We start from the raw sequence: 23161 nt of genomic DNA, 5'->3' as shown, positions 1-23161 counted from the left end.
TCTAGTCTTCCTTAGAGAGCCGCTGCAGGGGCAGGATGACGGCAAGGATTAGGATCGCGAGGAAAATTGCCAACGCTGACGCTTGTCCAACCTGGTTGTCAACGAAGGCTAGACGGTAGACGAAGACGCTGGGCACCATTGTTTCGAAGCCGGGGCCGCCATTTGTGGTCACAAAAATGACGTCGAAACTCGCAAGCGCAGCAATGACCGTAACAGTGACACAAACGACAAGTTCCCGTCGGAGGCTGGGCAGCGTGATCGCGAAGAATTGGCGAACGGGGCCCGCGCCATCAATCTGTGCTGCTTCATAGAACGAATGATCGATTTTGCCAATGCCAGCCAACAGCAGCATCGTGCACAGTCCAAGCGCAACCCAGGAACCAATAAACCCGACGGCGGAAAGGGCCGAGGCAAAGTCACCGAGCCATGGCTTGGCAAGGGCGCCCAGACCAACACCGCGCAGGATCTGGTTGACGACCCCGTTTTCTGAGTACATCCAGGTCCAGGCAATACCGGCGCCGGCCAACGGCATGACCTGAGGCAGGAAGAGCACGACACGGGCAGTGGTGCTGAACGGGCCGGGTTTCAGTTCACGCATGATCGCTGCCACCAGCAAACCAAGGAAAACCGGGACGATGCTGAAAAAGATGATCAGGATGAAGGCGTGGCCGATGGCCGACAGGAATTCCGGCTGGGTAAAAATTCTCGTGTAATTCTCGAAGCCAGCAGGTGTGGCCACCCCGACCCCGTCCCAGTCATAGAACGAAAAACGGATTCCTTGCGTCAGGGGGTAGAGCACGAATGTGCCATAAAGGGCCAGTGCCGGCAGTATCCAAAGGACACGCACGGCCCGGCGGACGGTGAACTTGCGCGGACGACGAGTAGCCAACGCCTGCGGCGCCGGGTCCTGGGCCGGCGCCGCAGAGGTAGTGGTGATCGTTTTCATGACTATTTTCTGTTGAGCTGGGCCAGGTAATCGGACTGGAACTTGGCCGCGACCCCTTCGGGAGTGGCCTTGCCTGCGAGGAGAAGCTGGATCTGAGGTGTCAAGGTCGAATTGGCGAAACCGGGTGTGGCGTTGGCCAGGAACTCGGTCAGCCCCCCGCCTTCGCTTACCTTCTTGAACTCGTTCAGGGCGTCGGACATCGTCGTGCCGTCCTTAGTCTTCACCGTCGACCCGTCAGCGGGACCGGCTGGCACGTTGCCGATGACGTCGTAGGTTACCTGCCGCGCCTCAGCGTCGGTGTGAACGAAGTTCAGGAAGGCTGCGGCGACATCTGCGTTTTTGGCCTTGGTCGGAATCACAAACAGGCTGGGTGCTGCTGCCGCCGACACCACGCCGCCGTCCTTGGAGGCAGGGAAGGCAAAGAACCCGAATTTACCCGCGCCGGCTTTATCAATCGGCGGTGCCGCCCACGTTCCTTGTGCCATGAAAAGGCCAGCGCCGGAGGTGAATTGGCCGCTTGCAGTCGTCATATCTAGGGCGTTCACATCGGCTGGAAGGTACCCCTCCTTGCCCCACTTCTGCAGCGTGGCCGCGGCCTTGACCATTGCGTCAGTGTCAATGGAGGCTCCCTGTTTGTTCAGCGCCCAGTTCTGGAAGTCGGCGGTCTTGCCTGCGTAATCGATGGCCAGGCCCTGCAATGGGAAAGCGGTGATCGGGTCCTTTCCGGCGACGATCATGGGCTGGATGCCTTCCGCCTTGGCTTTGGCCATAGCTGCCTCGAAGTCTTCCAGTGTGGCCGGCGGCGTTGTCATGCCGATCCGAGCGGCGATCTCCTTGTTATAGAAGACACCAGTGAACCCAAATCCGGGACCCGTTCCATAGATTGGTCCGTTACCCCGCGCGGATCCGTCCTCGCTGACACGTACAGTGTCGAACTGCGATGAAGGCCACTTGTCCCAACCGTAGGCCTCCGCATAAGGGTCCAGGTTGGTGATGAGCTTGTTCTTAACCAGTGACGATAGGTTGCCTGTCCGAAGCAGGTCCGGCGCGTCATCGGCTCCAGCTATGCGCAGAAAGCTGGTGGTCAGTGTCTGGAAATCAGACTGAGTCACCTCGACGGTGACGATGGGGTACTTCTTGCTGAACAGCGCACCCAATTCCTTGACCCCGGGTGCTTCGTCGCCCGCCGTGATTTTGAGTGTGACGGGGTCGCTGCCGACCTCCGTGCTGATACTGCGCGCACTGGTCGGGGCGGTGTTATCTGCGCCAGGGGCGCCACAGCCGGCCATAAATGCCGACGCTGTCACGCTCATCAGAGCAATGCCTGCCGTTGCCTTCAGGCTCGCCACTCTGTCCCATCGCTGGCCGCGATTCCGCGGGCCGAAAAAGGATCCAAACATCTCATTCTCCTGTTTCTTCCGGTCGCCTCTGACCGGGGTCTGATTACGGCATTAATGGGTGTGTCGGCCGCCACACCAGTATGACTCCGCTAAATGCATTTAGCAACACCCGGGCCCATCCTAAGCTGGGAGGAAGGCGGAACTGCTAAAATGTTTTACGCGGTGGCGCCCGTTCTGCCCCGCGAAGGCGTGGGAAGGGTCGTCCAGTGGCAGATACAAAACGTGTGACCCTAGCTGACGTCGCGCGGCTTGCCGGCCTGTCGCCGACTGCAGTCTCACAGATTCTCAACGGGCGCACGGACGCCAGGCTCTCGGCCGAAGCACACGAAAAAGCATTGACTGCCGCCGCCAAGCTCGGTTACCGGCCCAATATGGCGGCCCGGAGCCTGCGGACCGCTAAGACTTCGAGTTTGGCCCTGATTTCGGATCTGGTGGCCACCACTCGGTTCGCCAACGGACTCATCCGGGGCGTGCTGGAAGCGGCCCAGCGGGTCCAGCACGTGGTCATGGTCCTGGAAACTGGCGGCCTCCCTGCCCGGGAGATACAGGCAATTGATGCCGCGCTGGACCGTGAGGTCGACGGTATTATCTTTGCCTCGGCCCGGTCCAGAGAGCTCTACATCCCAGATTTTCCGTCCGCAAAACCCGTCGTCCTGCTAAATGCGACCAGCCTTTCACATTCCACCCACATCCTCCCGGACGAGCAGGCGGGCGGACGGAAGGCGGCCGACGTTCTTCTCGACGCCGGTCACCACCGTGGCATCGCCTTGATTGGCCACAATGAAGACGTGGAACAGGGGACATTCCGGTCGGAAACAATCGCCCGGCGAATCCGCGGGATCCGTGAGGCAATGGCGGTCAGAAAGGCACGGTTTACCGTCGAGGCGTCGATTTGGGAGTGGGAACCGGAAGCCGGATACCGGACAGTCTTTGCGCTGCTCGAGCAGCGCAAAGACATCACAGCTCTGTTGTGCCTGAACGACAGGCTGGCCTTCGGCGCCTACCAGGCCATATCCGACCATGGGCTCTCAGTCCCGGCAGACATTTCCGTCGTCTCTTTCGACAATGACGAACTGGCCTCATACCTACGCCCGGGACTGACCACCGTAGGGCTACCGCACGAGCGCATGGGCGAAAAAGCCATCGAACTGATACTCGGTAAACCCGACGGGCTTGAGCACCTGATGGAGATGCCGCTCATCTTAAGAAACTCGGTTGCGCCGCCCGCCGCCTAACGAGAGCATCCGCCCGGCACGGCCGGGCGGATGCAGCCGCGGCAGACGAGAAATCAGACCCCGATTCTAAGGCTCTGCTGAAGTGCCCGAACCAGCTTGATGCCCCGTTCATCGTCGGCAGACTGCAGGTCGTTGGTCAGGTACGCAAACCCGATCTCGTGCACAGGATCGGCGAACGTAACCTGTCCGCCGGCACCGTCGTGCCCGAAGGAAGACTCGGACAGGAAGGGACGCCTCTCAGAGTTCAACATGAAACCCGTCCCCCATCGCGGATGCGGGCCCGGGAAAGGCCACAAGGGCGTCCCCGCAGACTGCTCTTTTGTCATCTCGGCAATCACATCAGCATCCAGCAGGCGTACCCCTTCCCCATCGGAAACCGTGGCACTCCAAATGGTCGCCATGGCCCGCGCACTAGCCACACCCCCTGCCCCCGGGACCTGAGCCATCCTCACATCATCACGATTGAAGCCATCATCCGGTGTGGCCAGCTCGGCAGGAAAGGCATGCCCCATCGTCATGGCCCTGGTCATCCAGCGCTCTACCTCGGGGTCCTGAAGCGAAGGGAGCATGGCCCCTGGCACATTAAAGAGGTCAGCGATACCAGGGAGTTCATGCTTCGGCGCCCCTATCCAAGCACGGACCTTCAAGGGCTCGGCGATGCGGGAGGCAAAAAACTCTCCCACAGAGACTCCTGCAACCCGTCGAATAACCTCGCCCACCAGCCAGCCGTACGTCAGGGCGTGGTAAACATGCCCTTCACCAGGGGTCATGAGGGGCTCCTGACGGGCAAGAACATCGACCATCACGTCCCAGTCGAGCACTGCACTCATCTGCAGGTCCTCCCGGACGGCCGGCAGCCCTGCCTTATGGGACAGCAGCCACCGGACTGGAACCTCGGATTTGCCATTTTGGGCGAACTCCGGCCAAACCTCACGCACCGGCGCATCGAGGTCAAGCCGGCCTTCCCTGACAAGCTCACCTACCAGAACTGCGAGCAGCGCCTTTGTGCAGGAAAAAACCACCGAGGTCGTGTCAGCCTGCCACAGGCTCCCGTCCCGGCGGGCGAGACCACCCCACAGATCCACCACACAAGTGCCGCCCCGGCGGATATGCAACGCCGATCCATGGCCGTGCGACCCGGCCAGAGCGTCGCCGAAGGCTTCGCCAACTTGCTCAAAACCAGGGGCCACAAAACCCATAGGTGCCGACCTTTCACTGGCTTCTTGTAGGGAACTCATTTCGTTCAAGATCATCACTCTCTCGTCATAGACAGGCAGGCTTCCAGGTGCGGTCCGCACTTACCCATGGACGGCGCACTAACTGAGTAAACCCACCTTAGCTGTGCTAAAAGCATTTAGCTAGACGTTCCCGATCCTTCGAACTCAGGATTTTGAACTAAGGGTTGGAGCGTGCGAGGGCCGACAACGTACCTCTTATTGGGCGATCCCCATGGTTGTGCACAGGGGAATCGTTGTTAGATATGTGCCGACGAAGAGCGTCCCTGCCGGAGGTTCTCACCAAAAGCTTGGATGGTGAGAGCTCTCATGTTGTCGCCTTGCGTCCTCGCGCCCTCGGAACGGAGGTGCTGGAGCGCATACTTCAGTTCCATGCATCAAGCTTTTTGTTGACATTTTCAATCATCCGTATTCTCATTGATCTACTAAATCCTTTCAGCAAGCATTTTGGACAGCGGCCCGGTCCTAGAGGGCGCCTGATGAGTTCGAACGACGAGGGCGATCGTGTGCAGAGCTTAACCTGCAAGGTGGTCCTTTCAGTGAACTGAAGGTTGGTATGGGCTAGTCCGCACTGTCGGTACAGCGCCACCCGAAGCGCCAAATAGCGCCGTGAAAAAGTCACCGTTTATCGCCGAAAACCCCAGCGGGTGTGCCAGAAACGGCGTCCAGCAGATTCGGAGTTTCGAACCGAGACGGTTTCGGACGTCCCTTTGAGCAGTGCTGGGTAGCCCCTGGAGGTGTGAGTGCTAGATGTTGACAGTGAGATGGGTCCTGAGGGCTCGGGATGTGCGCTCTTGTGCATCGTCCATAACGCGGGAGACCTTCGCCCCGCGGGATCCGCCCGGCACAGCGGCACCGCGATCGCGGATGATCACAAGCGTTATTACCCGGAGCGACGCCGATCAGCATCCGCACTGCCGGAGACATGAGAGACGGTCGGCTATTCGGCGCTCAGCTCGTTGGAACCCGAGGCGCGGAGGTCTCCAAGCGCGTCGACACATGTCGCCAACACACCCAGCACGAATTCAATAGACGCGTTCGACTTGTGGGAACAACCCATCAGCCTCCAAGGGGCCGCCCTGAACGGCGCACTGATTGCTACGTAGCGGCGCCTTGGAGACTGTGTTGGCTACCGGAAGAGTTCGGCGTTTTCCGTGATCCAGTCGGGAATGGAGCGGGGCGGCCGCCCGAGCACGGTTTCAACAGTCGAGGTCTTTTCGGTGCTGGCGCCCGACGCGAAAGACTCGACGTCGATTCCGATAATGAGCTCAACGGTCCATTCGGACATTCCGAGGGACAGCAGTGCAGCCCGCTGTTCGTCGGGGGTTCGGTGCGTGTACTTCACGGTGCGCCCAATCGCTCGCGAGATGTGCTCCGCGATGGCATCCACGCCGAGCCCGTCAGGCCCGGTGAGGTGATAGGCCCTACGGTTTGAGCCGCTCGCTTCGCCGCTCAGAATGAGGCGCGTCGCCACATCCGCAACGTCGCGGACATCGATGAGGTTTGCGTGCCGAGTCCCCGCCGCCCCGCCCCACAGGTTGTTCTTGATGAGTTCGGCCTGCGCGCCGATAACGGCGGTGAAGGTCATGGGTCGCAGCAGGCTGTAGCCGATGTCGACCTTGCTGAGGTGATCCTCTACCTCCTGGTGCCAGTCCAGTGGGTGAATGCGGGAAGGCCAGCTCCACGAGCTCACCTTCACCACATGCTCGACTCCGGCGTGCACGGCTGCGTCGATCAGCGCTATCTCCTGGTGGGCTTGGTCGTCGGAGCTGCCCAAGGAGATGACCAGCACGCTCGCCCCCTCGACAGCGGATGCAATGGAGCTGGGGTTCGCGTAGTCGATGTGGACGTTTGTGATCTGAGGGTTTGCGGTGTCCAAACCTGACGGCGTTCGACTCAATGAACGTACGGTGGCTCCTCCAGCGGAAAGTCCCTCGACAATTACGCTGCCGACCCGACCTGTCGCGCCAGCGACGGCAACGAGCCTGCGTGGTGATACGTCATTCATGTGTATGCCTGCCTTCTTTTTGTGGTCACGGTCTGGGAGGGCGCGGTGTGCGCCTCCTCATGGCCGCAGAAAAACGCGTGGTTCGCGTTCCCGGTGACTGTTCGTCGTCAGCGATGGCGGCTCAGCCTCGCTTGGCGACGGCGGTACGGGCTGAGTGCCATAGGGTGCGGGGGTTGTCGCGGTCGCCGTGGAGCTCGAGCATCGCGTTGACGATGTCCTCGGCGCCGCCACCCTCGTTGACGATGCGGCTGAAGTCGCGTAGATACTGTTGGCTCGCGCCGATGCTCTCGGGCAGGTCTGGTGCGCCAACGCTCTTGTGTCCCGCGACGACGACCTTCGGGTTCAGGGCGGCGACGGCATTTAGGCTGGAGATCCACGCTTCTCGGCTCTGCTCGTCAGTTTCCGCGGTCATCATGTGCACGCCGTTGTAGACGACGTCGCCCCCGATCACAGCCGCAGCTGACGGCACATGAAGCACTGTGGAGAACTCGGTATCCCCCTGACTCAATGAGACGGCTCGCAGGATCTGACCTTCCAGCTCGAACTGGGTGCCGCTCAGGGGCTCCGGCAGTACCGCGGTCTGCGGCAGCTCGCCCGGGAAGCTCGCCTTCCAGTACGCCGACACGCTAGGGTCGCTGGCCTCGAACCGAGCACGTTCGACCACCTCGGCGGTGGCGATGCCGCGAGCCTCGGGAAAGTGTTCCTGGAGGCGGGCGAGGCCGATCCAGTGGTCCTGGTGACCGTGGGTGATGTAGACACCGGTGATGCGCTTTTTGAAGCCCCGTACCCAGTCAGCGAGCGAGTCGACTTGGTCACGGGTGACGAGCGTGTCGACGAGGATGGCTTCCTCGGCACCGGCGATCAGGGTACTGCTCATGGGCGACCACATCGGGTCGTCGCCCGGCCCTCGCGCTGGCGAGCCCGCGAAGGGGCGCATCGGCGCAACGTAGACATCGACGGTGAGATCGTTCGAGTCCATGGTAAATACCTCCGGAAGTGCTGGTCAGGGTCCAATGCGACCCGCTATGCTATGTAACATACCATAGACGCGCGATTGGAGAGCCGCGGCCCGATGAGAAAGGATGGTCCGTATGGCAGAGAGCGTGCGCGAGGCGATGATCAAGGCGGCGTGGTTCCTGATCGCCGAGCGAGGACTTGAGGGCATGTCGACCCGCGAAGTACTTGCGCGTACCGGGGCGCCGCGCGGCTCCGTCTACCATCACTTCCCCCGCGGCCGCGTCGAACTGGTCGAACTCGCCCTCGACCACTCCCTGCAGTGGATGCAAGACCGGATCAACGAGATTCCTGCGCGGACTCCGCAGGAGGTGGTCTCCGGCTATATCGACATCTGGCGCAGGGTGGTCGAGGGAACAGACTTTCGTGCGGGCTGTGCGATGGCCGGGGTCACGACTGGTGGACGCGACCCCGTGATCCTGGACCGGGCCCAGGCTGCTTTCACCGCCACAGGCGAGGCGCTTGCCGCTCGGCTCGAACAGGTTGGAGTCGAGCCGGCCGAGGCGGCGCAACGCGCCACGCTCCTCGTGATCGCCGCAGAAGGTGCCGTCATCCTGGCCCGCGCATGGCGAAGCAGTGACCCGCTCGACCTCGTTGAAGCACGCCTCAGCTGACAGGGGCGGATCCCGCGGGGCGTGGGCGCCGTGCCGCGCGAGGGATCGGAGTTGAGCATGTTCGATTGCGCGAGAATAGATACTGCTGTAGTATCGAAATATGCCCGGCGCGAATACCCAGTTCTCCATCGCCGTGCATGTGCTGGCGGCGATAGCGCACTTCAACGGAACGTTCACGTCTGAACATCTCGCGGGCAGCGTGAACGCGAACCCTGTTTTCGTCAAGAGAATCCTCGTCAAGCTGTCGAAGGCGAACCTGGTGGATTCGACTGTCGGAAAGTCCGGCGGGTACGCCTTGGCGAGGGATCCCGAAAGCATCTCTCTCTTGGACATCTACTCTGCTGTCACGCCGCCGGAGCCGTTTGCTATCCACACCTATCCCGCGAGGGGCGACTGTGTCGTGAGCCGCAACATCAAGGACGTTCTGGGTGAAGTGCGGGCTGAAGCGCAGGTAGTCCTCGAAGGAGAACTGCGGAGAACCTCACTGGCGGACGTGGTCGCGAAGATCAGGGCTCGGCCCATCTAACCCCTGATCCGACCGAGGCACGCCTCACCTATTTATTTAACCAATTTAGTTTTTTTAACCAATTTAGATACTTGTGTGGTATCTAATACACATGAAGGGAACAAAAGATGTCCGGAATGAACAGAAGTGGCGGAGCGAGCGGCGCGCCTACTGCGGTGCTGATTGGTGTGACCGGAGGGTTCGGTCATGCGCTGGCCAGGCTTCTGGCAAACGAGGGCTTCCGGTTGGTGCTTGCCGCGCGGAGTGAGAACGATGCCGCAGCACTGACGGGTCGCAAGGACGGTTCGGCCATCTATGTGCGCGCCGACGTCTCCGATCCGGCGAGCCTCGAGAAGCTCGCGGCCAAGTCCTTCGATCACCTCGGCCGGATCGACGCGGTGGTGAACCTCGCGGGCATCTCTCCGCGCAAGGCAATCGACGAGTACACGCCGGCAGATATCGATTCGCTGCTCTCGGTCAACGTGAAGGGGCCGATTTTCGCGACCCAGGCTTTCCTGCCGGGAATGCTCAAACAAGCCGGCGGCAGTGTCATCGTCCACCTCGGCGGCGCCATGGACGGCCGGGTGGGGCTCCCGATGATGAGCGCCTACGCAGCAACCCGCGGCGCGCTGGCAGGCTACGTGCAAGCATCCAACCGCGAGCTCGCCGGGACCGATGTGTCTCTTTCCTTCTTCGGCCCGGCGCCCGCCAACACCGAGTCGGAGTCGGCATTCTTCGACATGTGGCGCAAGGCGGGGGTCTCTCTCGTCGAGCCCGAGCAGGTTGCGCGCGAAATCCTCACCACCATCCGAACCCGACGTCCGTTGCACGTCATGGGCGGCGGAATGCTCCGGATGATGTCGGCGGTGAACGCCGTATCACCAACCATCGCAGACGCGATCGGTCTCCGACGCCTCGGGAAGCTGGTCACACAGCATCACCCGCGCTGAGCCTCAGCCCGGGGCGTCTTTCGCCCCGGGCACCCCTTTCCGCGACGAGTCATCTGCGTTTGTAGGATTCTCCCCGGGCATGCGTCGATCTTCCCGGCGAGTGAGCGAGTCCCTCGCGGGTAAACCGGAGCGCAATGAGTGGCTCGACGGCCTGTTTCCCGCCACGTGAATTCGTAACATCAGTATTCCATCTATATGCCGCGCCGGAATGTATTTCCTGTAAGGCATATATCACAGCGACATTGCATTGCATCCGATGCGGCAAGCAAGGAGACGGTATGGGCACACATCTGCCTTCCACCGAGTTCGACGGAACAGCGATTGACGACCAGCGGCAATTTGATGCGGAAGTCGTTATGGGCGAGCCCCCGGCCCAGATGGTGCAGCTGCTGGGGCCGGACGGAAAGCTGGGTTCCGATCCGGTATTCAGCGAGTACGCCAGCAGGCTGACGCCGGATGCCCTGCGCGGATTTTATGCGGATATGGCTGCCATCCGCCGGTTCGACGTGGAGGCCACCGCCCTGCAGCGTCAGGGACAGCTGGTTCTGTGGGTGCCCTTGACCGGGCAGGAAGCCGCCCAGATCGGTTCGGGCCGTGCCAGCCAGCCGCAGGACTACATCTTCCCCACTTACCGTGAACACGGGGTGGCGCTGACGAGGAACGTGGATCTGGCTGAGCTCCTGCGCCTGTTTCGCGGGGTGTCCAACGGTGGATGGAACCCGAAGGACACCAACTTCCACCTCTACACCATGGTCCTGGCGGCTCAGACGCTCCACGCGGTGGGCTACGCCATGGGCATTCAGCGGGACCAGAAGCTTGCAGCCTCCAGTGCCGCGGCAGTCCGCTCCGACGGTCAGGACAACGGGGCTGCCGCCCCGGACGCCGCGGTGATCGCCTACTTCGGCGACGGCGCCAGCTCGGAGGGTGACGTCCACGAGTCCATGGTGTTCGCCTCCTCCTACAACGCGCCGGTTGTATTCTTCTGCCAGAACAACCACTGGGCCATCTCCGTCCCTACCAACGTGCAAACGCGGGTGCCGCTGTCCAACCGGGCCAAGGGGTACGGGTTCCCCGGCATCCGAGTGGACGGCAACGACGTCATTGCCGTGCACGCCGTCACCGAGTGGGCACTGGAGCACGCACGCCAGGGCAAGGGACCCGTCTTGATCGAGGCCTTCACCTACAGGGTTGGCGCTCACACGACGGCCGACGACCCCACCAAGTACCGCGAGTCGGCGGAGGAGGACGCCTGGCGGGCCAAGGATCCGCTGATGCGCCTGGAGAAGTACCTGCGCGCCGAAGGCCTGGCCGACGAGGCGTTCTTCGCCAAGGTGAAAGCTGACGGTGACGAGCTCGCAGCCTACGTCCGGCGCACCACCCATGACCTGGAAACCCCGGATATCCGGTCCGCCTTCGCCAACACTTATGTGGAAGCCCACCCGCTGGTGGCAGAGGAACTGGCCTGGTTCGAGGAGTACTCAGCGGGTTTTGCAACTGAAGAAGAACCCGCCCGGCAGGCAGTAACAGCGCAGGCATCCCAAGAGGCAGGCCACTGATGACCACCATGACTATCGCCAAGGCCATCAACGAGGGCCTTCGCACAGCACTAACTGACAACCCCAAGTCGCTGCTGATGGGTGAAGACATCGGCGCCCTGGGCGGCGTGCACCGCGTGACGGGCGGGCTGATCGGCGAGTTCGGCCCGGACCGCGTAGTGGACACCCGCTGGCCGAATCCGGCATAACCGGCAGCGCCATCGGCCTCGCACTGCGCGGCTACACCCCGGTCTGTGAAATCCAGTTCGACGGATTCGTTTTCCCGGGCTTCAACCAGATCACCACCCAGCTGGCCAAGATGCACGCGCGCAGCAACGGCAACATTTCCGCCTTGTCGTTGAGCCCGCGTCCATCCTGGAGCACACGTTCGTCCTGGACCGGGAAGCCGTGGGCGAGCGAATGCTCGAGCAGCAGGAACTGGTCGATGGCAGGATCTGGGCCATCTCAGGCTCAGAGCTCTTTGATCTCAATACCCGGTTCCACGAGACGCTTGTCCAGTGCAGCAATAATGACTTCTTTATCGAGAGCCTGGCTCGCATCAACCGGCTCCGCCGGCTCATCGAATATCGTCAGGCCCTGGTCCCCGAACGGGCCCTAGTCCGGTGTGAGGAGCATGTCGGCTTGGCCAAACTGCTGCTCGCCGGTGAACTCAAGGAAGCCTCTTCCCATCTGAGAGACCACCTGTCCAGCGTGGCCAGCGAGAAAACTCTCGCGAATCAACCAAAACCAGTGGTTCTAAAACAGGCTTGGTTTTGTCACAAGCCTGAGGGCATGAAGGTTAACTTGTAAGAAGGTGCCGAAACATCCACCACGTGCCGGTAGCTGTCGAACCAAAGTTGCACCTGAGGCGCCGACAAAGGGCAATTCCCCGTCCTCCTGCTCCCTCAACCAACGCCGATAACCGTGATTCCGTAAGCTACGGCAAGGAGGGCGGCTCGGCGGGGGAGAGGGTTCCGGCTGGCCTGGCTTGGCGCAGGTACTAGTAAACCGTCTCCCTGCTAATTCCGTGACACCAGGATCAGGTGGGGAGTATAGGGAGTGACCTGCGCTAATTGAACTGAACGGCCGGAAGACGAAAGGGCCAGCGCCGTAGCCGCAGAGAGCCCCCTGCGAGCCGGAACGGGCTCTCTTCATTGCCTTCAGGAGACCACTAGGACTACGGCCAATCCCGTTACGTCCGCCAGAGGGGAAATACGGGTGAAAGGCTGGATCCGTGAGGAGGGCGGGTCCCGCGCGAACCGGCAATTGTGCCAACGAACCTCACGACTGCGGGCATTAACCGCCAGTTCGCGCAAGGGTTGGGGCAGGTCAGGCCAGCGACGACAGTGCGTCGACCAGCGGCACAGTTGCGCGACCCGTCAGTCGGGACAGGTCGCCCGTGACGAAGGCCAATTCGCCGTCGCGGATGTTTCCGTCGAGTGCCACGAGGAAGCCGGCCGTTTGTTCGTCCAGCCCTGCACCCGTGAGGATCGCCAGGTGCTGGGCGGGATCCACGGCTTCGTAAGTGACCTCACGGCCCAGGACTGTGCCGATAGCTTGGGCAAGCTCTTCGAAGTCCCAGGCGACATCTCCGGTCAATTCGTAGACCGTGTTGTGGTGGCCGTCGGTGGTGAGGACGGTGGCCGCGGCGGCGGCGAAGTCGGAGCAGGCGGCACTGGCCACTTTCCCGGTGCCGGCACTGGCCACAAGCTTTCCGGTGTGGCGGGCCTGCTCCAGGGCAGCTGCATAGTTCTCGGTGTACCAGCCGTTGCGGAGGATTGTGTAGGGAACACCGGAGGCGATGAGTGCTTCTTCCGTGGCCTTGTGTTCAGGGGCCACGACCAGGGTTGTGGTGTCTGCCTTGGGTGCGCTGGTGTAGACGAGTTGGTCGACGCCGGCCTTGCGGGCTACGTCGATGACGTTTATGTGCTGTTCCACGCGCTTTCCCACCTCGGTGCCGGAGACCAGCAGGACCCTGTCGCCGGTCTGGAAAACTGAACCCAGAGAATCTGCATCATTGAAATCGATCCGGGCAGTCCGCACTCCCTTGGGCTCATACAGGTCCGTCAGTTTTTCCTGGTTCCGGCCTCCGGCTACAAGTTCCTCCGGAGCGATGCCGAGGTCAAGCAGGCTGTCGATAACGAGTTTTCCGAGTTGTCCGGTAGCACCGGTGATGACGATTGACATGTGCGTCTTCCTTTTTTGATGGGGGCTTATTCAAGCGATCGAACCGCTCGATCACTTCTGATAACCGCGGGTATTTCCGGTACATTCCAAAACATCTGTACGCACTTTTTGGTAAGTTCGTTTTTATGCCCCTCAACCAATTGCCAAATGCCTTGGCCGTTCCCGGCACGGAGAGCATCATCGAAGGCTTTGGAGACAACGTCTTTGCAGCGCAATGCCCCTCAAGGACTTTGCTGACCCATGTCACCAACAAGTGGGGAACATTGGTCATTTTGGCCCTGTCCACTGGCACGCTCCGGTGGACCGAGCTTTCGCGCACAGTAGGCGGAATCAGTGAAAAATGCTGGGGCAAACCCTCCGTACCCTCGAAGCCGACGGCCTGGTCCGCCGCGACGTCAGACAAGTGGTCCCGCCCTTCGTGGAGTACAGCCTCACGAATAGCGGGTCGGAACTGAGTGAGCTTCTGATTCCGCTGGTCCGATGGGTAACGGGCCAGGTCACAGAGAACCAGCCGGCTGAGTAGTACCTGATGAGGGGATGTGTCCCTGCAGAGGCGCGCCTGGAACCTGTCCGCCCATCTCGGGAAGATGTGGAGACCCTCCGGGAGCGGGGTGTCCGAAACTAGTCCGCACTGTCGGTACAGCGCCACCCGAAGCGCCAAATAGCACCCGTGAAAAAGTCGCCGTTTATCGCCGAAAACCACAGCGGGTGTGCCAGAAACGGCGTCCAGCAGAGTCGGAGTTTTGATCATGTCAACCTCATTCAGGACCACCAGGACGGCTTGACCCAGGACCACCAGGACGGCTTGACCCAGGACCACCAGCGATCGTGCGTGTTGTTTCTTAAGCGGTTCAGTCTGACGCGAATGCCGTCGTTGCTGCCGCTGCCGCGGTTCCGAACCCGATCAACCTCCATGGCATTCAGTCGCCTGGCGAGGGAAGTGACGCCCGTCACGATCCGATGCCCGGCGTGTCTTTAGAGGTGAACGGACATTCCGCTCTGAGTCGTGATTGGGGAACGCATGAAACTCATGCCACTATCCATGTTTACTGCTGCTTCGGTACTAGCCATTTCACTTGTAGCGCCTGTGGCAGCTCATGCCATCGAGCTTGGCGTTCCCGGGGCTGAAACTGCTGAGGTAGCAGCAACGGCAATCCAAGAAGCGGCGGAACCTGCGGGCCAAGACGCAGCAGCTTCGGTGCAGCCGGATGCGGAAACATCCGCTCGACGCCGCCGTTAACAATGCCGCGGGCGGAGGCCGACCGCCTGCTTCGCTGGCCGAGTGGACCAGCGAAGCAGTTCGACAGCGCGATCGCGGTCAATCGCCCCAGATGGTGCAGCAATCGTGAACGTGTCCTCGACCGCAGGCGAGCAGGGCGTCGCCGGACTGAGGGCTACGTGGCCAGTAAGTTCGGCGTCGGATTCCTGACCCGCGCCGCCGCTCTCGACTACGCGGCATCAGGCATCAGCGTCAATGCAATCACGCCAGGCCCGATCCTCACCGACCGGCTTGCTGAGGCGGGAGGGGCCGCTCAAGCCGGTGCAGCGGCAGCCGTGCCGCTCGGACGGATCGGCCACGCCGAGGAGGTCGCCGAGGCCGCGCTGTGGCTGTGCTCTGACGAGCAGAGCCGCTCTGCGCGAAACGCCCGGCTCAGGCAGCGACCTGGGCGGCGATGGCCTTGCCCTTGGCCTCAGCCTCCTCGCGGGATTTGCCGCGGGACTGCTCGAAGAGGGGGATCAGCTCGGACATCGCCGGGTTGACCGGGGCCAGCGTCAGCTCGGGGGTGATGAAGTCGATCTTCATGCCGAGCAGGCCACCGAGCACGGCCTCCAGGTAGTTCTGGACGTAGTCGTTGCCCTCCTGCGGGGTGCCGGGGGCGTAGGAGCCGCCCCGGCTGGTGACGACCGTGATCGGCTTGCCCGCGGCGGTGCGGTGCTCGGCTAGGATCGTGCGGGCCGCGGCGGAGACGTGGTCAATCCACGCCTTCACTGTGGAGGGCACCGAGTAGTTGTACATCGGGGCGCCGATGACGATGGCGTCCGCCTCCTCCAGTTCCTCGATGAGCTGGATGCGCAGAGCGTAGGCGGCCTGCTGCTCGGGGCTCTGCTCGCCCTCGGAGGTGAACCACGCGTAGTGCGCGGCGGTGTCGATGTGGGGCAGTGGCTCGGCGGCGAGATCGCGGTAGATCACCTTGCCCTCCGGGTGCTCCCTCTCCCACGCCTGACGGAAGAGGGCGGTGAGAGCGCGGGACGCGGAGTTGTCGTTGTCGTTGATGGAGGAGTCGAGGTGGAGGAGGGTGGCCATGTGGGGCTCCTTGGTCTTTCGTAGGGCAACAGATTCGTGCGGCTGGTCAGGGTCCAAGCGACCCGCTATGCTATGTAACATACCATAGACGCGCGATTGGAGAGCCGCGGCCCGATGAGAAAGGATGGTCCGTATGGCAGAGAGCGTGCGCGAGGCGATGATCAAGGCGGCGTGGTTCCTGATCGCCGAGCGAGGACTTGAGGGCATGTCGACCCGCGAAGTACTTGCGCGTACCGGGGCGCCGCGCGGCTCCGTCTACCATCACTTCCCCCGCGGCCGCGTCGAACTGGTCGAACTCGCCCTCGACCACTCCCTGCAGTGGATGCAAGACCGGATCAACGAGATTCCTGCGCGGACTCCGCAGGAGGTGGTCTCCGGCTATATCGACATCTGGCGCAGGGTGGTCGAGGGAACAGACTTTCGTGCGGGCTGTGCGATGGCCGGGGTCACGACTGGTGGACGCGACCCCGTGATCCTGGACCGGGCCCAGGCTGCTTTCACCGCCACAGGCGAGGCGCTTGCCGCTCGGCTCGAACAGGTTGGAGTCGAGCCGGCCGAGGCGGCGCAACGCGCCACGCTCCTCGTGATCGCCGCAGAAGGTGCCGTCATCCTGGCCCGCGCATGGCGAAGCAGTGACCCGCTCGACCTCGTTGAAGCACGCCTCAGCTGACAGGGGCGGATCCCGCGGGGCGTGGGCGCCGTGCCGCGCGAGGGATCGGAGTTGAGCATGTTCGATTGCGCGAGAATAGATACTGCTGTAGTATCGAAATATGCCCGGCGCGAATACCCAGTTCTCCATCGCCGTGCATGTGCTGGCGGCGATAGCGCACTTCAACGGAACGTTCACGTCTGAACATCTCGCGGGCAGCGTGAACGCGAACCCTGTTTTCGTCAAGAGAATCCTCGTCAAGCTGTCGAAGGCGAACCTGGTGGATTCGACTGTCGGAAAGTCCGGCGGGTACGCCTTGGCGAGGGATCCCGAAAGCATCTCTCTCTTGGACATCTACTCTGCTGTCACGCCGCCGGAGCCGTTTGCTATCCACACCTATCCCGCGAGGGGCGACTGTGTCGTGAGCCGCAACATCAAGGACGTTCTGGGTGAAGTGCGGGCTGAAGCGCAGGTAGTCCTCGAAGGAGAACTGCGGAGAACCTCACTGGCGGACGTGGTCGCGAAGATCAGGGCTCGGCCCATCTAACCCCTGATCCGACCGAGGCACGCCTCACCTATTTATTTAACCAATTTAGTTTTTTTAACCAATTTAGATACTTGTGTGGTATCTAATACACATGAAGGGAACAAAAGATGTCCGGAATGAACAGAAGTGGCGGAGCGAGCGGCGCGCCTACTGCGGTGCTGATTGGTGTGACCGGAGGGTTCGGTCATGCGCTGGCCAGGCTTCTGGCAAACGAGGGCTTCCGGTTGGTGCTTGCCGCGCGGAGTGAGAACGATGCCGCAGCACTGACGGGTCGCAAGGACGGTTCGGCCATCTATGTGCGCGCCGACGTCTCCGATCCGGCGAGCCTCGAGAAGCTCGCGGCCAAGTCCTTCGATCACCTCGGCCGGATCGACGCGGTGGTGAACCTCGCGGGCATCTCTCCGCGCAAGGCAATCGACGAGTACACGCCGGCAGATATCGATTCGCTGCTCTCGGTCAACGTGAAGGGGCCGATTTTCGCGACCCAGGCTTTCCTGCCGGGAATGCTCAAACAAGCCGGCGGCAGTGTCATCGTCCACCTCGGCGGCGCCATGGACGGCCGGGTGGGGCTCCCGATGATGAGCGCCTACGCAGCAACCCGCGGCGCGCTGGCAGGCTACGTGCAAGCATCCAACCGCGAGCTCGCCGGGACCGATGTGTCTCTTTCCTTCTTCGGCCCGGCGCCCGCCAACACCGAGTCGGAGTCGGCATTCTTCGACATGTGGCGCAAGGCGGGGGTCTCTCTCGTCGAGCCCGAGCAGGTTGCGCGCGAAATCCTCACCACCATCCGAACCCGACGTCCGTTGCACGTCATGGGCGGCGGAATGCTCCGGATGATGTCGGCGGTGAACGCCGTATCACCAACCATCGCAGACGCGATCGGTCTCCGACGCCTCGGGAAGCTGGTCACACAGCATCACCCGCGCTGAGCCTCAGCCCGGGGCGTCTTTCGCCCCGGGCACCCCTTTCCGCGACGAGTCATCTGCGTTTGTAGGATTCTCCCCGGGCATGCGTCGATCTTCTTTAGCGGGTCTGAGCGATGGCGCGAACTCCGCGCAACGCCGGACCACATGGACACCGTCAACGGCGGCGGCGAACGCGGCGCTGAGTTTGCTCACCCTGGTTCGTGGGGCGCTGCAGTGGAGTCCCGTACGGCCGTCGCGGCTTCTCGCCGGAAACGATCGTTTGTGGGCATGTCGAGGCTTACGCCAAAAGCGATCACAGAACGCCGCCAAATAGCGATAATAGCCACACCTCCTTGCCTTTCTGCCTAATGTCAGGTTGGGGTGTACCCCAACCGGGCAGTCGGTATGGCTGATTTGTCGTCCCGGCTGCTGCAAAGCCCGAACCTTACAGCTATGCGTCCCTTACCAAGGGGTGCTCCGCCTTGTACATCTGCGCGGCAGGTATTCGCAGCCGACAACATCCGCTATAAGTGAAGATCTCGATTAGACATATCTGCCCACGCGGTCGTCTGCACCCGACGTCTGGATCCCGTCCGTAGATCAAAATCTTTCTGATTAGTATTTTCAGCCACGGTTGTCGTGCCGGGGCCCATCTAGGGCCCGTCTGAACGCAGGGATGGTGGGGTGCTTATCTGGCGGAACAGGCTGATGGCGCCGAGGAGGACGGTGACGATTCCGTAGGCGATAAGTGCCGGGACCAGGCCTACCGAAGGGGTCAGTAGTCCCACCAGGATGACGGGGATGCTGAAGGCACCGTAAGCCAGGATGTACACCGCTGCCATCAGTCCGCCCCTTTCCTGTGCTGCGGCGAGAGGCATGAGCAGGCGCAATGCCGCCGCGAAGGCTGCCCCGAAGCCAATCCCGCCCACCACTTGGCCTGCAACCATGAGCACCAGGCTGCCGGCCAGTACGCCGGACAGAATCCCTGCAGTCCCGACGATCAATGCTATGACGCCGAGGATCATTCCATGACGGGAACCAACCCGCATGAGTGCCAGGCCCGTAACCGCAGAGGCGGCCGGTCCAACAAAAACCGTGAAACCGATGAGGAGGCCACTGTCGATCTGGAACACGTGCCGCACGATGGACGGGGCCAGGCCCAGGGACAGGGCTCCAAGCATCCAGCCGGCGGCGACCGCGGGAGCTGCTCCGAGGAACTCACCGCGGGCTGCCGCCGGGACTGTGATCCGGGGGAGAAGGGAGCGAAGGGCGCCCTGCCTGCGCAGGCCGCTTTCGGGGGCAAGGGCAATGACCACTATGCCAACCACGGTGATCGCGGTCAGGGCGATAAAGACGGGCACATCCGGCCGTGGCACATACTCAATGGCCAATCCTGCCAGCAAGGCCCCCACGGCCAATCCGCCTCCAATGCCAACACTGCCAAGGACGGTCCCCAGCTTCTTCTTGCTGGGTGGGGCGAGCTCCACCAGAGCGGCACTGAAGGCGCTGGTGGCGGCTCCGGTGGCCACTCCCTGGACAATACGGGCGGCGATGACTGCCCCGATATCAGTGGCAGTGAGGAACATGACCATCGATGCGAGCTGAACGAACAGGGCGCCGAGGAGGACGGGGCGGCGGCCCAGGTGGTCCGAAAGGGACCCGGCAGTGAGGAGGGCAATAAGGAACCCGCCGGAATAGACGGCAAATGCGAGCGTCAGCAGGGGCACGGCGAAGTTCCATTGCTGCTGGTAGTACGTCAAGAGCGGGGTGGGCGCTCCCCCAGCAACATAGAGGCTGACGAAGGCTGTCGCACTTCCAGCGAAGGCGAAACCCTCAGGAAGACGACGGACTGTTCTCCTGGCTTGTGTCCGCGGATCAATAACGCTCATGTTGTCGAGTCGCCATTGAACATGATGATCTGGCGAATGGCCCTACCGTCTGCCAGCTGATCCATTCCTTCGTTGATGTCGTTGAGTCCGATCCTTGAAGATATGAGCTTTTCCACGGGTAGTTTCCCTTCACGCCATAGCTGGGCGAAGATCGGTATGTCCCGTGACGGAACTGCGGAGCCCAGGTAACTTCCGATGATGGTTCTGGCCTCTGCTACGAGCGCGAGCGGGGAAATTGCTGAGGTTGCATCAGGTGCTGGCAGGCCGACTGTTACGGTGCGTCCCCCTGGTGCGGTCAGGGCAACGGCCGTTTCAAAGGCTCGCGCATTGCCCGCCGCCTCGATGACCACAGATCCCCTGATTTTGTGGTCCAGGATGTCTTGCGGAGAATACGCCGCTGATGCTCCAAGCTCCCGGGCCATCTGCAGTTTCTCCGGTAGTCCGTCGACGCCGATGACTTTGACGCCGTCTTGGGCAAGAGCCGTAATAAGTGCGGCCATCCCGACACCGCCCAATCCGACAACGATGACGGTTTGTCCGGGTTGGGGTCTGCCCGCGTTGATAACAGCCCCGCCGCCCGTTAATACTGCACAACCCAGTACGGCAGCGATGTCCGGGGGCACATCATCATCTACCGCCACAACGGAATGTCGGTCAACGACGGCATGTGTTGCAAAGCCGGATACACCGAGATGATGCTTGATTTCCTCGGATCCGCGGTGCAGCCGGACGCCTCCTGCGAGCAGGGTTCCCGCGGTATTGGACCGGCTGCCCCGTTCACAGGGCATTAGGCCGCCGGTGCCGCAACCGGCGCAGTGATCGCACCGCGGGAGGAAGACCATCACGACACGCTGCCCCAGCTGCAGATCGTGGACATCCTCACCAAGCTGCTCAATTCGTCCGGCAGCTTCGTGACCGAGCAACATTGGGAGAGGGCGCAACCTGTTGCCGTCCACTACTGACAGATCCGAGTGGCATAAACCTGCTGCTTCAATTTTGACCAGGACCTCCCCTTTACCGGGAGCGTCCAGCTCCAGCTCAGCAATAGATATTGGTTGCGATGCGGCGAATGGCCGTGCTGCTCCGCTGACTTCGAGTACCGCACCAAGGATTTTCACGTTCGTTCCTTCCGCCCAGGACGCCCTTTGGGTCTTGCCTAAGCTTTGGTTGTGTTGAGAAGAGAAATGCTTTCAGGCGAAAGCGCTGAATTTGCCCGACGGCGTGCGTGGGATCTCCTGCACTTGCACAAGTTGGGTAGGAGCTTGAAGTAGGACAGAAGCTATGCACACCGCCCAGGATCGGCTCGCACGATTTGTGGTCGGGCTGGAAACGATTCAACACCGATGGCATCTAACGCTGCTGCATTCGGAGCCCGCTTTCGCACGGAAAGCGGGCCCCAGACGCGACTAAATCAGGCTCTAGTGAATGCCGCGGTCAGCTCCAGCAACGACCTGACTGGTTCCGGAATGGAGACCGGCCTGCCCGCCGCAGGGTCAACATATACATGAACCCAGCGCCCCAGCGCAGCCACCGCGGGGTCCGGGTCTCCATCCCGGACCGGGCTGAACAGCCCTAGTTCATAGATGACGCTGCTCCGCCCCAGGTGTGCGATACGTATGCCAATGACGATCGCATCGGGAAACCCGACTTCCCGGAAAAACTTGCAGCCGGACTCCGCCACAACCCCGCGGGCCGAAAGAGCTCCTGTCGTCACTCCCGTGGCTTCCAGAACCCACCCATTGATGGCCGAATCGAAGAGCTGGTAGTAGACCGCGTTGTTCAGGTGACCAAACATGTCATTGTCCGCCCAGCGGGTGTCAGCGCGACGGACAACGGCAAAGTCATCGATCGTCAGGGACCGGTCAACATCGGAATCAGGCATAATTCGCTCCTCTAGAGACTAACGGACCGGTCGGCTTAGCTTCGAGGAAGGGGTTTTGCTGCTCATCGTAACCTCCAGTGTGGTTGGCGCGGCTCCGAACGAGGCGCCACTGTTGCAACGCTACGGATGAACAACGAGTCCCTATAGGAAAATCGCGCCCCTCAGTCGCATATGCGCGTCAGAGCTATTCGATTCCTCCTTCGAACGGTCGAAGAGACAATGTCGCATTCCGGGTTGGCGCAGATATCAAGAAGTGGCGTACGCCACAAACCTCATGGGGACTGTCCGTTGGCATGGCGGGCGTGTCAGCCCCGGACCATCTCCCGGGGATCTTTTGGGCCCGACCGGATGGACGATCGGGAACAGTGTCCGCAGTCAGTTAAGCGGTTTGGCGTCGCGAATCGAGTTGATCCGTGTAGCCAAAGGGGACTGCATCGCTGAGGCCGACGACGAAGTGTCCGTCTCCGAACCGGGTCACCAAGATGCCGTTCGTCCGCTGCCGCCTGGCACTCTCGATCATCCGGTCGACCGCCGCAGTGATGCAGCGGTCCATGGAGGCCCTGTCTCGGACCTTGATTTCGATGGGTTCCACATCCTGCATGATCATGACTTGCGCACCTCGCCGGGTCGGATAAGTAGGGCGTTATAGCCCTGCGCTTTTTCATACAGGGTTCGAGGTTCGACGCCGTAGGGTTCCAGCCAGAGAGCGTCTGCAGTAACGGTTACGTCCTTGACATGCCCGGTCCGGATAGTTCGGCCTTCTTTCTGAACGTGGACCTGCCTGCCGGCCAAATCCTTCCAATCTGCATGGTCTCTCATGGTGGCGCCTTTCGTATCGCAATTCATTGTTTTGTTTGTGCTGCAGCTTTTCCCCCGGGAATTTCCACCCATCGGTCGACTCGGGCCAGCGCCAATTGAGAGTAGGTGCGGGTGGCTTCGTAGGGGAGGGGCGGCAAGCGGTGCGGTCGGTCCGAACTGGCAGGGTCCCACTCGAACACTGCCCGAACGAAGTGCCGCTGGTCACGCCAGCATAGGAGGCGCCGCGCGCCGCGACATAGGTCAAACCTGCCGGACATCGGTACGGAAGCGACGCGATCCGACCACCAGCGACGCGACGCGAGTGCGTGCAGCGCAATCATCGGCGACACCGCCCGGCTCCTTGAGCGCGGCACCGATCGCGAACCCGGCGCGGCAGGTCAGGGTTCGCGATGAACGGACGGCCGAACGCGGGGGCGTCCACGTAGCAGCAGGAACGCGATCGACATCGAGAGAAGACGATATCCAAGCGGTGTTGGGCCCCGAGTAACTTCTCCCTGGCTCCTGCCCAGTGCCCCGTGCCCCCGCGGTCGCATCGA

21 protein-coding genes and 2 pseudogenes are annotated in these 23161 nt (G+C 61.8%); 12 read left to right on the top strand and 11 right to left on the bottom strand.

Annotated features, from left to right (window positions below; all coding sequences use genetic code 11):
- Window position 1: 1 nt before the first annotated feature.
- Window positions 2-946, bottom strand: coding sequence for a sugar ABC transporter permease (locus J2X42_RS09245; RefSeq protein WP_310164457.1), 945 nt, complete (start codon window positions 944-946; stop codon window positions 2-4).
- A 2-nt stretch (window positions 947-948) separates the two neighbouring features.
- A complete protein-coding gene (locus tag J2X42_RS09240) occupies window positions 949-2295 on the bottom strand; it encodes an extracellular solute-binding protein (RefSeq protein WP_310164455.1) in 1347 nt (448 codons plus the stop codon).
- Between the two features lie 257 nt (window positions 2296-2552).
- Here J2X42_RS09240 and J2X42_RS09235 point away from each other — a divergent pair, with 257 nt between their 5' ends.
- Complete coding sequence (locus J2X42_RS09235) at window positions 2553-3581, top strand: LacI family DNA-binding transcriptional regulator (protein WP_310164453.1); 1029 nt, start codon at window positions 2553-2555, stop codon at window positions 3579-3581.
- A 53-nt stretch (window positions 3582-3634) separates the two neighbouring features.
- On the opposite strand, the gene J2X42_RS09230 is transcribed toward J2X42_RS09235, so the two are convergent.
- The 3 genes from J2X42_RS09230 to J2X42_RS09220 form a co-directional block, all read right to left on the bottom strand.
- Window positions 3635-4780, bottom strand: coding sequence for a serine hydrolase domain-containing protein (locus tag J2X42_RS09230; RefSeq protein WP_310164451.1), 1146 nt, complete (start codon window positions 4778-4780; stop codon window positions 3635-3637).
- Window positions 4781-5945: 1165 nt separating this feature from the next.
- Window positions 5946-6824 carry an NAD(P)H-binding protein gene (locus J2X42_RS09225; RefSeq protein WP_310164449.1) on the bottom strand — a complete coding sequence of 293 codons (879 nt, stop codon included), beginning with the start codon at window positions 6822-6824 and terminating at the stop codon, window positions 5946-5948.
- A gap of 121 nt (window positions 6825-6945) precedes the next feature.
- Window positions 6946-7803 (bottom strand): MBL fold metallo-hydrolase, encoded by an 858-nt coding sequence (locus J2X42_RS09220; protein WP_310164447.1) that lies wholly within the window; start codon window positions 7801-7803, stop codon window positions 6946-6948.
- 112 nt (window positions 7804-7915) lie between these two features.
- On the opposite strand from J2X42_RS09220, the gene J2X42_RS09215 reads away from it, so the two are divergent.
- From J2X42_RS09215 to J2X42_RS09190, 6 genes and pseudogenes are all read left to right on the top strand, one after another.
- Window positions 7916-8452 carry a TetR/AcrR family transcriptional regulator gene (locus J2X42_RS09215; protein ID WP_310164438.1) on the top strand — a complete coding sequence of 179 codons (537 nt, stop codon included), beginning with the start codon at window positions 7916-7918 and terminating at the stop codon, window positions 8450-8452.
- Between the two features lie 100 nt (window positions 8453-8552).
- Window positions 8553-8978, top strand: coding sequence for an Rrf2 family transcriptional regulator (locus J2X42_RS09210; protein WP_310164435.1), 426 nt, complete (start codon window positions 8553-8555; stop codon window positions 8976-8978).
- Between the two features lie 107 nt (window positions 8979-9085).
- Window positions 9086-9907 carry an SDR family oxidoreductase gene (locus J2X42_RS09205; protein WP_310164434.1) on the top strand — a complete coding sequence of 274 codons (822 nt, stop codon included), beginning with the start codon at window positions 9086-9088 and terminating at the stop codon, window positions 9905-9907.
- A 278-nt stretch (window positions 9908-10185) separates the two neighbouring features.
- Window positions 10186-11463, top strand: a complete 1278-nt coding sequence (gene pdhA, locus J2X42_RS09200; RefSeq protein ID WP_310164446.1) for a pyruvate dehydrogenase (acetyl-transferring) E1 component subunit alpha — start codon at window positions 10186-10188, stop codon at window positions 11461-11463.
- Window positions 11463-11791, top strand: a pseudogene (locus tag J2X42_RS09195) (alpha-ketoacid dehydrogenase subunit beta); the annotation flags it as partial. The gene pdhA and the pseudogene J2X42_RS09195, both read left to right, overlap by 1 nt.
- Before the next feature lie 59 nt (window positions 11792-11850).
- Window positions 11851-12252 carry an FCD domain-containing protein gene (locus J2X42_RS09190; protein ID WP_396134053.1) on the top strand — a complete coding sequence of 134 codons (402 nt, stop codon included), beginning with the start codon at window positions 11851-11853 and terminating at the stop codon, window positions 12250-12252.
- Window positions 12253-12771: 519 nt separating this feature from the next.
- Here J2X42_RS09190 and J2X42_RS09185 read toward each other — a convergent pair.
- Window positions 12772-13629, bottom strand: a complete 858-nt coding sequence (locus J2X42_RS09185) for an SDR family oxidoreductase (protein WP_310164442.1) — start codon at window positions 13627-13629, stop codon at window positions 12772-12774.
- A 125-nt stretch (window positions 13630-13754) separates the two neighbouring features.
- On the opposite strand from J2X42_RS09185, the pseudogene J2X42_RS23375 reads away from it, so the two are divergent.
- Together J2X42_RS23375 and J2X42_RS23370 are read left to right on the top strand one after the other, a co-directional pair.
- Window positions 13755-14152: pseudogene (locus J2X42_RS23375) on the top strand (winged helix-turn-helix transcriptional regulator).
- A gap of 719 nt (window positions 14153-14871) precedes the next feature.
- Window positions 14872-15390 carry an SDR family oxidoreductase gene (locus J2X42_RS23370; RefSeq protein ID WP_396134052.1) on the top strand — a complete coding sequence of 173 codons (519 nt, stop codon included), beginning with the start codon at window positions 14872-14874 and terminating at the stop codon, window positions 15388-15390.
- Here the strand turns inward: J2X42_RS23370 and J2X42_RS09170 are convergent.
- Window positions 15281-15934 (bottom strand): NAD(P)H-dependent oxidoreductase, encoded by a 654-nt coding sequence (locus tag J2X42_RS09170; protein ID WP_310164439.1) that lies wholly within the window; start codon window positions 15932-15934, stop codon window positions 15281-15283. The two genes, J2X42_RS23370 and J2X42_RS09170, sit on opposite strands and share 110 nt — an antisense overlap.
- Before the next feature lie 133 nt (window positions 15935-16067).
- Between J2X42_RS09170 and J2X42_RS09165 the strand changes: the two genes are divergently transcribed.
- The 3 genes from J2X42_RS09165 (at window position 16068) to J2X42_RS09155 (ending at window position 18059) form a co-directional block, all read left to right on the top strand.
- Window positions 16068-16604, top strand: a complete 537-nt coding sequence (locus tag J2X42_RS09165; protein ID WP_310164438.1) for a TetR/AcrR family transcriptional regulator — start codon at window positions 16068-16070, stop codon at window positions 16602-16604.
- Window positions 16605-16704: 100 nt separating this feature from the next.
- On the top strand, window positions 16705-17130 hold the full coding sequence (locus tag J2X42_RS09160; protein WP_310164435.1) for an Rrf2 family transcriptional regulator: 426 nt from the start codon (window positions 16705-16707) through the stop codon (window positions 17128-17130).
- 107 nt (window positions 17131-17237) lie between these two features.
- The gene (locus J2X42_RS09155; protein ID WP_310164434.1) at window positions 17238-18059 is read left to right on the top strand and encodes an SDR family oxidoreductase; all 822 of its coding nucleotides are present in this window, start codon (window positions 17238-17240) and stop codon (window positions 18057-18059) included.
- Between the two features lie 629 nt (window positions 18060-18688).
- On the opposite strand, the gene J2X42_RS09150 is transcribed toward J2X42_RS09155, so the two are convergent.
- The 4 genes from J2X42_RS09150 to J2X42_RS09135 all read right to left on the bottom strand — a co-directional run bounded on the left by J2X42_RS09150 (window position 18689) and on the right by J2X42_RS09135 (window position 22413).
- The gene (locus J2X42_RS09150; protein WP_310164433.1) at window positions 18689-19924 is read right to left on the bottom strand and encodes an MFS transporter; all 1236 of its coding nucleotides are present in this window, start codon (window positions 19922-19924) and stop codon (window positions 18689-18691) included.
- Entirely contained in the window at window positions 19921-21042 is a 1122-nt protein-coding gene (locus J2X42_RS09145; RefSeq protein ID WP_310164431.1) for an alcohol dehydrogenase catalytic domain-containing protein, read from the bottom strand. The genes J2X42_RS09150 and J2X42_RS09145 overlap by 4 nt, the downstream gene beginning before the upstream one ends.
- A 293-nt stretch (window positions 21043-21335) precedes the next feature.
- Entirely contained in the window at window positions 21336-21806 is a 471-nt protein-coding gene (locus J2X42_RS09140) for a thioesterase family protein (protein ID WP_310164429.1), read from the bottom strand.
- Between the two features lie 379 nt (window positions 21807-22185).
- Window positions 22186-22413 (bottom strand): hypothetical protein, encoded by a 228-nt coding sequence (locus J2X42_RS09135; RefSeq protein WP_310164428.1) that lies wholly within the window; start codon window positions 22411-22413, stop codon window positions 22186-22188.
- Between the last annotated feature and the right edge of the window lie 748 nt (window positions 22414-23161).

Origin of the sequence: Arthrobacter sp. BE255, assembly GCF_031457335.1 — a bacterium.
GTDB lineage: Bacteria > Actinomycetota > Actinomycetes > Actinomycetales > Micrococcaceae > Arthrobacter.
The sequence above is the reverse complement of the archived record's forward strand: the minus strand, read 5'-3'. Positions and strand labels throughout refer to the sequence as shown.

Bases quoted from the DNA above. Each gene is read 5' to 3' on its own strand.
- J2X42_RS09215 (WP_310164438.1), top strand. From the start codon at position 7,916: ATGGCAGAGAGCGTGCGCGAGGCGATGATCAAGGCGGCGTGGTTCCTG.
- J2X42_RS09135 (WP_310164428.1), bottom strand. From the start codon at position 22,413: ATGATCATGCAGGATGTGGAACCCATCGAAATCAAGGTCCGAGACAGG.
- J2X42_RS09220 (WP_310164447.1), bottom strand. From the start codon at position 7,803: ATGGACTCGAACGATCTCACCGTCGATGTCTACGTTGCGCCGATGCGC.
- J2X42_RS09225 (WP_310164449.1), bottom strand. From the start codon at position 6,824: ATGAATGACGTATCACCACGCAGGCTCGTTGCCGTCGCTGGCGCGACA.
- J2X42_RS23370 (WP_396134052.1), top strand. From the start codon at position 14,872: ATGCCGCGGGCGGAGGCCGACCGCCTGCTTCGCTGGCCGAGTGGACCA.
- J2X42_RS09205 (WP_310164434.1), top strand. From the start codon at position 9,086: ATGTCCGGAATGAACAGAAGTGGCGGAGCGAGCGGCGCGCCTACTGCG.
- J2X42_RS09155 (WP_310164434.1), top strand. From the start codon at position 17,238: ATGTCCGGAATGAACAGAAGTGGCGGAGCGAGCGGCGCGCCTACTGCG.
- J2X42_RS09210 (WP_310164435.1), top strand. From the start codon at position 8,553: ATGCCCGGCGCGAATACCCAGTTCTCCATCGCCGTGCATGTGCTGGCG.
- pdhA (WP_310164446.1), top strand. From the start codon at position 10,186: ATGGGCACACATCTGCCTTCCACCGAGTTCGACGGAACAGCGATTGAC.
- J2X42_RS09150 (WP_310164433.1), bottom strand. From the start codon at position 19,924: ATGAGCGTTATTGATCCGCGGACACAAGCCAGGAGAACAGTCCGTCGT.
- J2X42_RS09230 (WP_310164451.1), bottom strand. From the start codon at position 4,780: ATGGGTTTTGTGGCCCCTGGTTTTGAGCAAGTTGGCGAAGCCTTCGGC.
- J2X42_RS09160 (WP_310164435.1), top strand. From the start codon at position 16,705: ATGCCCGGCGCGAATACCCAGTTCTCCATCGCCGTGCATGTGCTGGCG.
- J2X42_RS09165 (WP_310164438.1), top strand. From the start codon at position 16,068: ATGGCAGAGAGCGTGCGCGAGGCGATGATCAAGGCGGCGTGGTTCCTG.
- J2X42_RS09245 (WP_310164457.1), bottom strand. From the start codon at position 946: ATGAAAACGATCACCACTACCTCTGCGGCGCCGGCCCAGGACCCGGCG.
- J2X42_RS09170 (WP_310164439.1), bottom strand. From the start codon at position 15,934: ATGGCCACCCTCCTCCACCTCGACTCCTCCATCAACGACAACGACAAC.
- J2X42_RS09140 (WP_310164429.1), bottom strand. From the start codon at position 21,806: ATGCCTGATTCCGATGTTGACCGGTCCCTGACGATCGATGACTTTGCC.
- J2X42_RS09185 (WP_310164442.1), bottom strand. From the start codon at position 13,629: ATGTCAATCGTCATCACCGGTGCTACCGGACAACTCGGAAAACTCGTT.